We start from the raw sequence: 12775 nt of genomic DNA on the forward strand, positions 1-12775 counted from the left end.
ACGGCCGGACGAACTCCCACTCGGCATCGGACAGTTCATGGCGACGTATCACCCGTCCATGATCCACCACTCAAGATCATTTGAAGACACTGCCTAGGCGGGCTGGCCCTCGGTCAGCTCCCGCAGCGGCCACCGGCCGTCGACCACCGCGTCCGCCTCCCCCTTGCGCCGCAGGAACGCCTGGAAGTCCGCCGCCCACTGCGCGTACCACTCGATCTGGCGGCGGTGCAGTTCCGCCGGGCCCAGGGACGCTATCTTCGGGTGGCGGTCGGCTATCGCGGACGCGAGCCGGGCCGCGGCGAGGGCGTCGGCGGTGGCGTTGTGGGCCGCGTCGAGGACTATGCCGTACTCGGCGCAGACCGCCTCCAGGTTCCGTTTGCCGCGGCGGTAGCGGTCGACCCAGCGGTCGATGGTGTACGGGTCGATGACCGGGGCGGGGTGGGTGCCGCCCAGCCGGTCGGTCAGGGACGGCAGACCGTGGCGCCGCAGTTCCGCCGAGAGCAGGGTGAGGTCGAACGCCGCGTTGTAGGCGACGACCGGAACGCCCGTCTTCCAGTAGGACGCCAGGACGTCGGCGATGGCGTCGGCCACCTGGTCCGCCGGACGGCCCTCGGCCGTCGCGCGTTCGTTGCTGATGCCGTGCACGGCGACCGCGTCGGCCGGGATCTCCACGCCCGGATCGGCCAGCCATTCCCGGCGCCCCATGGGCTCACCGGCCTTGACCTCGATCACGGCGCCCGTGACGATGCGCGCCTCGCGCGGATCGGTCCCGGTCGTCTCCAGGTCGAAGCCGATCAGCAGCTCCTGGTGCCAGCCCATGGGCGGCCCCCCTTCTTGGTGGTGCTTTCCCCCAGTGGCCTCCACCCTCGCACGCGGCACTGACAATCAGACGACAGCGTTCCGCTTTCCGGCCCCGCACCGGCCCGTGCCCGGCCTCCCATCCGGCCCCGACCGTTCAGGACACCGGGCGCGAATCCGCCCAAGCCAGCTCGAATTCCTCGCGGTATGTGGGGAAGAGCCCGACTTCGCCCACATCATCCGACTTGACCAGTCGGCTGCCGTTGCGGAGCACCAGCACCGGCGACTCCATCCCCCGCGCCCCGCGCAGATAGGACTGCACCACGGCGACGCCGTCGGCGCCGTCGCCGTCCACCAGGTAGGCGGTGAAGCGGGGCGTCTCGTCGTACACCTGGATCTCGAACGCGCCGGGGCCGCGCAGCCGGGACCGCACCCGGCGCATGTGCAGGATGTTCATCTCGACCGAGCGGCTCAGTTCGCCCCGCTTCATCCCGAGTTCGCGTTCTCGGCGCTTGACCGAGCTGGAGGCCGGGTTGAGGAAGAGCAGCCGTACCCGGCAGCCGCCCTCGGCGAGCCGGACCAGGCGCCGCCCGGAGAAGTTCTGCACCAGCAGGTTCAGGCCGATGCCGATGGCGTCGAGCCGTCGGGCGCCGCCGAAGATGTCCTCGGCCGGGAACTGGCGCAGCAGCCGCACCCGGTCGGCGTGGACGGCGACGACGTCGGCGTACCGGTCGCCGACCAGGTCCTCGACCGCGTCGACGGGGAGCCGGCGCGCCGAGGGGACGTCACCGCCCGCACCGAGCATCTCCAGCAGCCGGGCGGAGGCCCGCTCGGCCTGGCTGAGGACCGCCTCGGACAGGGCCCGGTTGCGGGAGACGACGTTGCGGGTGACCTCCAGCTCGTCCAGGGCGAGTTCGAGGTCCCGGCGCTCGTCGAAGTACGGTTCGAAGCACGGCCAGTGCTGGACCACCAGTTCGCGCAGCTGGGGCAGGGTGAGGAAGCTGAGCACGTTGTCGTCGGCCGGGTCGAGCAAGTAGCCCTTGCGGCGGCTGACTTCGCGGACGGCGACCGCGCGCTGCACCCACTCCTGCCCGGCCGGGCCGGCCGCGGCCACCACCCACTCGTCGCCGTGGACGGGTTCGTAGATGGGCCGCAGCACGGCCGCCACGACGGCGCGCAGCCGCTGTTCGACGAGGTTCAGCCAGATGTAGGCCCGGCCGGCCCGCTGGGCGCGGGTGCGCACCTCGCGCCAGGCGTCGGTGTCCCAGTCCAGCTCCGGACCGATGGAACCCGCGTCCATCGGCCGGGCCAGGGACACCGCGCCGGGCGGGACGTCTGTGGAGTTCCCCTCGTGACCCTCGTCACCAGGAGGCAGCTCCAGCCCTCCCGAGCCCACCCGTGCACCGCCTTCCGCTCCCCCGGGCCTTTCCCGTCTCAACGATCAAGGAAGGGTACTCCGCGAGCGGTCGGCGGTGCAGCCGGATGGACAGGTCGGTTTCCGGACCGCTGTGCTCAACTACGCCATTCCCAGTGTCCGTTCTCCCATGCCAACTCCTTCGGAGTGAGCGGATTCATAGCCGTGACGTCCCGCGGGGCGATGGAGAAGCCCTGCCAGTGCACGGGCATGGGCTGCTGGTCCTCGTCCCGGGCGATGTGGTGGAAACCGACGTTCACCCAGACCACGGGGTGGGTGAGGGCCTGGCCGCTCACCCACTTGTCCACGGACTTCGCGTGGCCGGCCGCGCACGTCGGGTTGTTGCTGGCGAACAGCTCGCACTTGTCGTACTCGGTGACGTACATGTCGTGCTTGGTGAAGCTGCGGCCCGGGTACTTGGTGGTGGGCCCGGGGACCAGCTCGTAGGAACGGGCGTGCCCGTCCTTGTTCTTGCCGGTGGCGCTGACCACCCGCCACCAGCGGTAGGTCTTGTAGTCGCCCCCCAGTTCCTTGCCGACCTTGGTGCGGGTGGTCCTGGCGGTCGGGCCCTCCCGCCCGGCGGGGGCGCTGACGGTGGAGTCGTACTGCTCGACCTTCGTCTTCGACGAGCCGTCGAGGCCGAAGTCGAGCCGCCAGAAGACGTTGTGGCTGTGGCTGGTGGCGTAGTCCCGGGCGCCCTTGCCGATGGGCCAGCCGCGTCCGTCCTGGGCGTTGTAGTCCTCGAAGGAGAGGCTGCCGGTCGCGCCGACGTTCATGTTGATCGTGCCGTCGTCCTGGAAGCGCCACTCGGTGATGTACTCGTACCAGCCGACCTGGTTGACCGTGTAGACCAGCAGGTCCTTGCCCTGCTGCTGGTAGGTCTTGCCCGACTGGAAGATGTCGTGCATGCGGTAGGCGTGGCCACGCGAACGGGTGGTCGTGCACAGGCCCTTGACATTCGGGTGGCGCGGGTCGCCGTCCGGGACCTTGACGGTCTTGATGGTGCCGCCGGGGCACTCGCCCGGCGACAGCTCCATCAGCTCCTGGGCGAAGTCCTGGCCCGTCAGGTCGTAGTACTCGTGCTTCCCGTCGTCGTACGGGACGTGGATCTGGCCGAGTCTGGCGCTGTTGAGGACCTTGATCGGCTTGGCCTCGCCCTTGGGCTGGTAGGAGACGTTCTCCAGGACGAGGCCGGCCTTGCTGTCGTAGCGCCAGCACATCCGCCAGGTCGTGCCGGTGGTCAGCTTCTGTTCGATCGTGTAGGCGGCGCTGCAGCCGGCCGCCGCCGCGGCCGGGGCGGTCTGCGGCCGGGCGGCGGCCGGACCGGCGAGCGTCGTCGCGCCGGCGGCCAGCGCGGCCAGGGACACTCCGAGGGCCGCGGTCTTGCGGGCGGTGCGGCCGAGGGCGCGCGGCCGGACTGCGCCGGACAGGTGCTTTTCGGGCATGAAGAGGTGACTCCCTTACCGGAGGTACGGGTGTGAAGGTCGGGCGGCGGCCGGTCAGCCGCGGTCGAGGGCGGCGGCCTTGCGGGCGCTCAGGTCGATCACGAGGTCCCTGGTGTCGATCCACGGCCCGTTGCGGACCTTGGAGAACAGCCGCACGCACCGGTGGACGCCGCACTTGTCGAGCACCGCCGGCTGGGCGCCCGGCGAGGCCTCGTAGATCCCGCCGCTCAGCTCCAGCTGGTCCGGCGAGGTGAGCGCCTTGCCGGTGGCGTCCTTGTAGTCCGCCTTGAGTCCCGCGCCCAGCGGGTCCGCGATCAGGATGCGGGCCGCCTCGGCGTTCTCGGCGCGGCTGGGCGGCGGCTGGACGCCGCGCTGGGTGCCGGTCCGCTCGACCTTCCCGGTCCGCAGGTTGACGGTCCTGGTGACGAGTGTGTCGTTCCCGTAGTCGTAGAAGGTCACGTCCGCGCGCCGTGGCGCGTTCGGGTCGTCCGCCTCGGCGGCCTCCGGCTCGGCGAGGTCGACGCTCAGCCGCTGGGGTCCGCGGTCGCCGTCGACGTCCCGGGCCGTGGCCGAAAGCCGTCCCGCAGCGGCGATCTTCTCGACCCGCCGCAACTCGTCGTCGGTGAGCGGGTCACGGCCCGTGCCCTGCTTCTCCTCGGCGGGTGCCTGCTCCACGACCCCGGGCGGCGCGGCGTCCGGGCCCTGCCCGGCCTGCCCGGCCTGCCCGGCCTGCCCCGCGGCCCGCGTGCCGCCGCCGGCCCCTCCGGATTCGTCCGCTCCCGCCGTGCCCGGCAAGGTGACCGCGACCATCGCGGCGGTCCCCGCCGCCGCGAGGGCCGCACCGGTCAGTACTTTGCCCAGATGGCGGTGGACTGTCTCACGCACATTCTCCCCCTACTCCCCCTGATCCCCGGGAGTACGTATCTGCCCCGCTGGTTCGGCGCACGGCGGGTACCAGAACCGCCGTGCGCACTGGTCACCGGATAAGAGGGCGCGTGAGCCACGGGAGGTTGCCTCACTTTCGGACGAGACTCGGGGGCAAGGCGGCCCCCGGCGGACGGCACACCTGGGAGAGTCGTATCCATGCAGGTCTGGCCTGGAGAGGCGTATCCGCTCGGCGCCACCTATGACGGCGCCGGAACCAACTTCGCGGTCTTCACGGAGGCCGCGGACCGAGTAGAGCTGTGTCTGCTGCACGACGACGGCTCAGAGACGGCGGTGGAACTGCGCGAGAGCGACGCGTTCGTGCGGCACGCGTACGTGCCGGGCGTGATGCCGGGACAACGGTACGGGTTCCGGGTGCACGGCCCGTACGACCCCGGACGCGGGCTGCGCTGCAACTCCGCGAAGCTGCTGCTCGACCCGTACGCGAAGGCGATCAGCGGGTCGGTCCGGTGGGGCGAGGAGGTGTACGGCTACCACTTCGGCGCGCCCGAGAGGCGCAACGACCTGGACTCGGCGCCGCACACCATGACCTCGGTGGTGATCAACCCGTACTTCGACTGGGGCGACGACCGCCCGCCGCGCACCGAGTACCACCACACGGTGATCTACGAGGCCCACGTCAAGGGCCTGACCATGCGTCATCCCGGGCTCCCCGAGGAACTGCGCGGCACCTACGCGGCCCTCGCCCATCCGGCGATCATCGAACACCTGACCAAGCTCGGGGTGACCGCGCTCGAACTGATGCCCGTACACCAGTTCGTGAACGACCACCGGCTGGTCGACATGGGTTTGAACAACTACTGGGGCTACAACACCATCGGTTTCTTCGCGCCGCACAACGCGTACGCCTCCTGGGGCGACCGCGGCCAGCAGGTGCTGGAGTTCAAGTCGGCGGTCCGGGCGCTGCACGAGGCCGGGATCGAGGTCATCCTGGACGTGGTCTACAACCACACCGCCGAGGGCAACCACCTGGGTCCGACGCTGTCCTTCAAGGGCATCGACAACCCGTCGTACTACCGGCTGACGGAGGACCCGCGCTACTACATGGACACCACGGGGACCGGGAACTCGCTGCTCATGCGGTCCCCGCACGTGCTCCAGCTGATCATGGACTCGCTGCGGTACTGGGTCACCGAGATGCACGTCGACGGCTTCCGCTTCGACCTCGCGGCGACCCTGGCCCGGCAGTTCCACGAGGTGGACCGGCTGTCGTCGTTCTTCGACCTGGTGCAGCAGGACCCGGTGGTCTCCCAGGTGAAGCTGATCGCCGAGCCCTGGGACGTGGGCGAGGGCGGCTACCAGGTGGGCAACTTCCCGCCGCTGTGGACCGAGTGGAACGGCAAGTACCGGGACACGGTCCGGGACCTGTGGCGGGGCGAGCAGCGCACGCTCGCCGAGTTCGCCTCCCGGCTGACCGGCTCCTCCGACCTCTACCAGGACGACGGCCGCCGCCCGCTGGCCTCGATCAACTTCGTCACCTGCCACGACGGCTTCACGCTGCACGACCTCGTCTCGTACAACGAGAAGCACAACACCGCCAACGGCGAGGACAACCGGGACGGCGAGAGCCACAACCGGTCGTGGAACTGCGGGGCGGAGGGCGAGACCGACGATTCGGAGGTACTGCGGCTGCGCGCGCGGCAGATGCGGAACTTCATCGCCACGCTGATGCTGTCCCAGGGCGTGCCGATGATCAGCCACGGCGACGAGTTCGCGCGCACCCAGCACGGCAACAACAACGCCTACTGCCAGGACAACGAGCTGTCCTGGGTGGACTGGCCGGAGTCCCTGGAGAGCGACCTGCTGGAGTTCACGCGCGCGATGGTGTGGCTGCGCCGCGACCATCCCGTCCTGCGCCGGCGCCGCTTCTTCCACGGCCGTCCGGTGGAGGGCACCCACGACGAGCTGTCCGACATCGCCTGGTTCACCCCCGAGGGCGGCGAGATGACCCAACGGGACTGGAACTCGGCGCAGGCGTCCGCGCTGACCGTGTTCCTGAACGGCAACGCCATCTCCGAGCCGGGCCCGCGCGGGGAACGCATCACCGACGACTCCTTCCTGCTGATGTTCAACGCCTCCCCCGCGCCGCTGGACTTCCTCGTGCCGGTCGACCACGGCCGCCAGTGGCAGGTGGTCGTCGACACGGCCCGTCCGGAAGGGGTACCACCGGGAGCGGGCGCGAAGGTGGCGGCCGGCGACCGCATCACCTTGGCGGACCGCAGCCTGGCCGTGCTGCAACGACCGGCGTAGGAAGAGGCGTGCGGCCCGCGCGCGTGCGGGGGGTCGCTCCGTAGGCGCGCGGAGGAGGAACCGTGCCGTACGCGCGCGTGGGAGGAACGTCTCGTACGCGCGCGTGGCGGGTGCGCGGACGCGGCGCGCGCGGGGAGCGGCGTTTGGAGTGGGCGGCCGGCGAGGGCGAGCGCGAGGGGCTGCCCGTCGGCCAGGGAACCGGTACGGGCCGCGCGGGGGGGGCGGGGCGGGACGTCAGGGCCGTACCCCAGGCGAGCGCCGCCGCGGTGCTCGCCACGGAGAGGGTTGGCGCGGCGACTGGTGACGGCCGGCGTGAGGGCTTGGCCGCTGCGCCCTCGGCGGCTCCCAGGAGGGTGCCGGCCGCCCCGTGAGCGCGGCGGCAAGCGAGAGCGGAGCAGCGCCGTCCGCCGGCCGTGCCGGTCCACCAGCCGCTTGCCGGGGGCGCACCCGGCCACCTGGCCGAGCGGGAGCATGCCGGCGGTCGGGCCGGCCGTGCCGAGGGAACGGCTCGTGCCGGCGACAGGCAGCACACTGCCGAAACGGACGGTCGCCGTCGGCGGCCGGCCCAGGTGGGACGGGCACGGCGGCGGCAGCGGTCCCGGCAGGCCGAGCACCCGGCGGCAGGTGTCCCATGGGCGCCGCCGCTCCCGCTTCCGGTCGCTCCCACCGCTCGGTGCCAGACACGCGTGCGTGATCCGGGCAGAGGTCGATGACACGAAAGACGGCGAGCGGGGTACGTAGGTTCCCATGACTTCTGCGCGACCCGGACCGGGGGTGCCCACGGCCACCTACCGGCTGCAGCTCCAGCCCGCGTTCCCGTTCGCCGCCGCCGAAGCGGCCGTACCGTACCTGGCGTCGCTCGGCGTCTCGCACCTGCATCTGTCCCCCGTCCTGGAGGCCGTCCCGGGCTCCGCGCACGGTTACGACGTCGTGGACCCCACGCGCGTGCGCGCGGAGCTGGGCGGCGAGGAGGGGTTGCGCGCGCTGGCGCGCACGGCGCACGAGCACGGCCTCGGCCTGGTGGTGGACATCGTGCCGAACCACATGGCGCTGGCCCCCCGGCACAACCCGGCCCTGTGGGAGGTGCTGCGCGATGGGCCCGGCTCGCCGTACGCGCGCTGGTTCGACATCGACTGGGAGGCGCAGGGCGGCCGGGTGCTGCTGCCGGTGCTCGGCGGCCCGGTCGGCTCGGAGCTGGCACACCTCGTGGTCGACGGTGAGGTGCTGCGCTACCACGACCACGCCTTCCCGCTCCGCCCCGGCACCGAGCACCTGCCGCTGTCCGAGCTGCTGGACGCCCAGTGGTACCGCCCGGTGTGGTGGCGGCTGGCCCGAACCGAGCTGAACTACCGGCGGTTCTTCAGCATCTCGGAGCTGATCGGGGTGCGGGTGGAGGATCCGGAGGTCTTCGACGCCACCCACGGCACGATCCTGCGGCTGCTGGCGGAGGGCCTGTTCGACGGGTTGCGGATCGACCATCCCGACGGGCTCGCCGACCCCGACGGCTATCTCGCGCGGCTGCACGAGGCGACCGGCGGGCGCTGGACGGTCGTGGAGAAGATCCTGGCCGACGGCGAGCACCTGCCGGCCTCCTGGCCCGTCGCGGGCACCACGGGCTACGACGCCCTGCGGCACGTCGACGGCCTGTTCACGGACCGCACGGGGGCGTACGAACTGCTCGGCCGCTACCGGGCCTTCGCGGCGCCGCAGACGGACCGGGGCGGGAACTGGGAGGCCACGGTCCGGCGGGCCGCGTACAAGGTGCTCACGCACGAGCTGGCCACCGAGACGGACCGGCTCACCCGGGTGGCGGCCCGGCTGTGCGCCGCCTCGCCCGACCTCTCGCTGCGCGACCGCGCGCCCTGGGCGCTGCGCACGGCCGTGGAGGAGCTGCTGGTCCGGATGCGGGTCTACCGGCCGTACGCCTCCGGTGACGCGTCCGCCGTGATCACCGAGGGGGCCGCCGAGGAGGCCCGGCTGGCCTTCGTGGTGCCGGAGGAGGCCGAGGCCGTCGGCGTCGTGCGCCGGCTGCTGGTCGAGCCGCCCGGTGACCCGTCGGCGCCTGACCACGCCGACCGGGTGGAGTTCCGCACCCGGTTCGCGCAGACCGCGTCGGCGTTGCGCGCCAAGTCGGTGGAGGACACGGCGTTCTACCGCTACGTGCCGCTGCTGTCGGCCATCGAGGTGGGCGGCGATCCGGGCAGCCCGGGGGTGTCCGCGGAGGAGTTCCACGCGTACTGCGCGCGCGTGCAGCGCGATTGGCCGCTCACCGGCACGGTCGTCTCCACGCACGACACCAAGCGGAGCGCGGACGTGCGCGCCGCGCTGGCGGTGCTCACCGAGTGCCCGGCCCGCTGGGCGGAACTGCTCGCCGAGGTGACCCTGCCCGAGGAGGGCGTGCCGGACGGACAGCTGGCCTGGGCTGCCTGGCAGACGGTGTTCGGGCTGGGTCCGGCGGAGGAGGAACGGGTCCAGCAGGCGCTGTTGAAGCATGTGCGCGAGGCGGGCATGTACACCAGCTGGACGGAGCAGGAACCGCCGTACGAGGAGGCGGTGGCGTCCTTCGTCGCGGCCGGGCCGTGCGGGCCGCCCGGCGAGCGCGTGGCGGCGTTCCGGAAGGCACTGGAGCCGTACGTGCGGGCCAATGTCCTCGGCACCGCGCTGGTCCATCTGACGATGCCGGGGGTGCCGGACGTGTACCAGGGCACGGAGGGCGAGTACCGGGCCCTGGTGGACCCGGACAACCGGCGGCCGGTGGCGTTCCCGCCGGAGGCGCCCGGCGAGAAGGAGGCGCTGACGGCGGCGGCGCTGCGGCTGCGCGCCCGGCGCCCGGAGGCCTTCGGCGCGGACGCGTCGTACGAACCGCTGACGGCCGAGGGCCAGGCGGCCGACCACTGCCTGGCGTTCGCCCGCTCCGGGTCGGTGGTCACGGCGGTGACCCGGCTCTCCCTGCGGCTCGCGGAGGCGGGCGGCTGGCGGGACACCCGTCTCCCGCTCCCGCCGGGCCGCTGGACGGACGTCCTCACCCCGGGCCGGGAGTTCACCGGCCAGGTGTCCGTGGCGGACCTCCTGGACCGGCTGCCGGTGGCACTGCTGGAACGGGTGGCGGAGGACTGAGGGCGCCGGGGCGGGGGGGGACCAGCGGGCGGTGGGACGAAGGGCCTCTCGGCGGGCGGCTGTTCGTCCGCCGTACGGCCGCTCGGCAGGCGGTCGTACGGCACGCGGTTGCCCAGCCGGCGGCCGCGCGGCACCCGGCACACAGCTTCCCGGCACACAGCTTCCCGGCACTCAGCTGTGCGGCACGCACGTCGTCACGCCGCGGGCGGCTCGCAGTTCTCGTGCGGGCCGTCGGGGCTCAGGGGTGGCCAGGCCGCGCTCAGCAGCTCCACGAAGGCCGCGGCGGCGCCCGTGGGCGGCACGCGCGCGTAGACGGTCAGGGAGCGTTTCCAGGGCGGGTCGGGGGTGAGGACCACGCAGTCCTCCCCGACGGCGCCCCGCACGATGTGGGCGGGCGCGGCGCACACCCCGACGCCTGCGGCGGCCATGCGGACGGCCGTCGAGGTGTGCTCGGTCCATACGGCGGTCCGGGGCCGGAACCCGGCGTTCCCGCAGGCCCAGTCGAGGAAGCGTTCGCCGCGCACGACGGGTTCCATGGCGCAGCGGACCCAGGCGTGGTCGGCGAGTTCCGGGAGCGTGACCGTCGTACGCCCCGCGAGCCGGTCGTCGAACGGCACGACGAGGACGACCTCCTCCTCGCCGACGGGCACGACGGTGCCCGGCCGCCCGGCCGGCTCGGGGCCGACGGCGAGGTCGGCGGTGCCGCGCTGCACCGCCTCCTCCAGGGCCTCGGCGGTGGCGTACTCGTGCAGGCGGAGCAGGACCCGGGGGTGAGCCGCGCGCCAGCGGGCGAAGACGTCGGGCAGGGTGCCGACCGCGATGGAGTGCAGCGCCGCGACATGCAGCTCGCCGCCCTCGGCGCCGGCGGTGGCCCGGGCCGCGCGGCGGGCCTGGGCCGCGCTGCGGACGGCGAGTTCCGCGTGCGGCAGGAAGGCGCGGCCCATCGGGGTGAGGCACACGCCCCGGGGCAGGCGCTCCAGCAGGGCGCCGCCTACCGACTTCTCCAGTGCCTTGATCTGGTGCGAGAGCGCGGACTGGGTGACGTGCAGGGCGTCCGCCGCGCGCGTGAACGACGCCTCCTGCACGACCGTCACGAAGTACTCCATCTGGCGCAGGCTCACGTCCCCGAACCCCTCCCCGTCCTCCCATGAAGACTGTGCATGGAGCCCACAAGAACATTGCCTTGGACTCATGGCAAGGGGCGGACGGAGGGTGGATGCCATGACCATCGACATGGGCATCAACACATCCGACGTGATCGTCATCGGCGGCGGCACCGGCGGCTACAGCACCGCCCTGCGCGCCGCCCACCTGGGCCTGGACGTCACCCTCGTCGAACGCGACAAGGTCGGCGGAACGTGCCTGCACCGGGGCTGCATCCCCAGCAAGGCGATGCTGCACGCCGCCGAGCTGGTCGACGGGGTCGCCGAGGCCCGCGAGCGCTGGGGCGTGAAGGCGACCGTGGACTCCGTGGACTGGGGGGCGCTGGTGGCCACACGGGACGACATCGTGGCGCGCAACCACAAGGGGGTCGAGGCGCATCTCGCCCACGCGGGCGTGCGGGTGGTCCGGGGCAGCGCACGGCTGACAGGGGCACGCACGGTACGGGTGGAGAGCGTGGGTACGGACCGTGCGCCGGGCGGGCGTACGGAGGGTTCGCCCGGCGTGCGTACCGGCAGCGCGCCGGGCGTGCTTGATCTCACCGCGCGCCGTGCGCTCGTCCTCGCGACCGGCTCCCGCCCGCGCACGCTCCCGGGGCTCGATCCGGACGGACGGCGCGTGGTGACGAGCGACGACGCCCTGTTCGCACCGGGGCTCCCGGCGTCGGTCCTGGTGCTGGGCGGGGGCGCGATCGGGGTGGAGTACGCCTCCTTCCACCGGTCCATGGGCGCCGAGGTCACCCTGGTGGAGGCCGCCGACCGGATCGTGCCGCTGGAGGACGCCGACGTCAGCCGGCACCTGACGCGCGGCCTGAAGAAGCGTGGGATCGATGTGCAGGCCGGCGCGCGGCTGCTGGACGCGGAGCTGCTGGAGAACGGCGTACGCGCGCGCGTGCGGACCGCGCGGGGAGAGACCCGGACGGTGACGGCGGAGCGGCTGCTGGTGGCCGTCGGCCGGGCTCCCGTCACCGACGGCCTGGGCCTGGACGCGGCCGGGCTGACGACGGACGAGCGGGGGTTCGTCGTACCGGCGGACTGGGACCGGCTGGAGACCGCCGTGCCCGGCGTCCACGTCGTCGGCGACCTGCTGCCACCGCCCTCGCTCGGCCTCGCCCACGCCTCGTTCGCGGAGGGCCTGCTGGTGGCCGAGACCGCGGCCGGGCTGGAGTCGCCGCCGGTGGACTACGCGGCCGTACCCCGGGTGACGTACTCCTCGCCGCAGACCGCCTCGGTGGGGCTGGGCGAGGCCGAGGCTCGCGCGCGTGGGCACGAGGTCGACGTCAACACGATGCCGCTGACCGCCGTCGCCAAGGGGATGGTGCACGGCCAGGGCGGCATGGTGAAGGTCGTGGCGGAGGCCGGCGGCGGGCAGGTGCTCGGCGTCCACCTGGTCGGCCCGAACGTGTCGGAGATGATCGCCGAGGGACAGCTCGTCGTCGGCTGGGACGCCGAGCCCTCGGACGTGGCCCGGCATGTGCACGCGCACCCCACCCTGTCGGAGGCGGTGGGCGAGGTGTTCCTGACGCTCGCGGGACGCGGCCTGCACCAGCAGTGAGCTCACGGAAGGCAGGGGCCCGCACGGGGGCGTGCCCCCGCGTCCGGCCGCCCCCGGGAGCCTCCCCCGCCGCATGCTTGACAGTTCACCC

At 72.9% G+C, this 12775-nt stretch carries 8 protein-coding genes; 3 read left to right on the forward strand and 5 right to left on the reverse strand.

What is annotated here, in order from left to right:
- Positions 1–93 precede the first annotated feature (93 nt).
- From OO52_RS20785 to OO52_RS20800, 4 genes are all read right to left on the reverse strand, one after another.
- Positions 94–819, reverse strand: a complete 726-nt coding sequence (locus OO52_RS20785) for a 3'-5' exonuclease (protein ID WP_030644932.1) — start codon at positions 817–819, stop codon at positions 94–96.
- Between the two features lie 136 nt (positions 820–955).
- On the reverse strand, positions 956–2194 hold the full coding sequence (locus OO52_RS20790; RefSeq protein WP_030644934.1) for an SAV2148 family HEPN domain-containing protein: 1239 nt from the start codon (positions 2192–2194) through the stop codon (positions 956–958).
- Positions 2195–2310: 116 nt separating this feature from the next.
- Entirely contained in the window at positions 2311–3657 is a 1347-nt protein-coding gene (locus OO52_RS20795) for a copper amine oxidase (protein WP_030644936.1), read from the reverse strand.
- Positions 3658–3711: 54 nt separating this feature from the next.
- A complete protein-coding gene (locus OO52_RS20800; RefSeq protein WP_030644938.1) occupies positions 3712–4542 on the reverse strand; it encodes a hypothetical protein in 831 nt (276 codons plus the stop codon).
- A gap of 198 nt (positions 4543–4740) precedes the next feature.
- Here OO52_RS20800 and glgX point away from each other — a divergent pair, with 198 nt between their 5' ends.
- Positions 4741–6852 (forward strand): glycogen debranching protein GlgX, encoded by a 2112-nt coding sequence (gene glgX / locus OO52_RS20805; RefSeq protein ID WP_030644940.1) that lies wholly within the window; start codon positions 4741–4743, stop codon positions 6850–6852.
- A gap of 747 nt (positions 6853–7599) precedes the next feature.
- Positions 7600–9969 carry a malto-oligosyltrehalose synthase gene (gene treY / locus OO52_RS20815; protein WP_199819901.1) on the forward strand — a complete coding sequence of 790 codons (2370 nt, stop codon included), beginning with the start codon at positions 7600–7602 and terminating at the stop codon, positions 9967–9969.
- A 194-nt stretch (positions 9970–10163) separates the two neighbouring features.
- On the opposite strand, the gene OO52_RS20820 is transcribed toward treY, so the two are convergent.
- Positions 10164–11090 carry a LysR family transcriptional regulator gene (locus OO52_RS20820; RefSeq protein WP_030644945.1) on the reverse strand — a complete coding sequence of 309 codons (927 nt, stop codon included), beginning with the start codon at positions 11088–11090 and terminating at the stop codon, positions 10164–10166.
- Between the two features lie 100 nt (positions 11091–11190).
- Here OO52_RS20820 and lpdA point away from each other — a divergent pair, with 100 nt between their 5' ends.
- Positions 11191–12684 carry a dihydrolipoyl dehydrogenase gene (lpdA, locus tag OO52_RS20825; RefSeq protein WP_030644947.1) on the forward strand — a complete coding sequence of 498 codons (1494 nt, stop codon included), beginning with the start codon at positions 11191–11193 and terminating at the stop codon, positions 12682–12684.
- Positions 12685–12775 lie beyond the last annotated feature (91 nt).

Source organism: Streptomyces flaveolus, from assembly GCF_000716535.1.
GTDB classification, from domain to species: Bacteria; Actinomycetota; Actinomycetes; order Streptomycetales; family Streptomycetaceae; genus Streptomyces; species Streptomyces flaveolus_A.

Bases quoted from the DNA above. Each gene is read 5' to 3' on its own strand.
- OO52_RS20785 (WP_030644932.1), bottom strand. From the start codon at position 819: ATGGGCTGGCACCAGGAGCTGCTGATCGGCTTCGACCTGGAGACGACC.
- treY (WP_199819901.1), top strand. From the start codon at position 7,600: ATGACTTCTGCGCGACCCGGACCGGGGGTGCCCACGGCCACCTACCGG.
- lpdA (WP_030644947.1), top strand. From the start codon at position 11,191: ATGACCATCGACATGGGCATCAACACATCCGACGTGATCGTCATCGGC.
- glgX (WP_030644940.1), top strand. From the start codon at position 4,741: ATGCAGGTCTGGCCTGGAGAGGCGTATCCGCTCGGCGCCACCTATGAC.
- OO52_RS20795 (WP_030644936.1), bottom strand. From the start codon at position 3,657: ATGCCCGAAAAGCACCTGTCCGGCGCAGTCCGGCCGCGCGCCCTCGGC.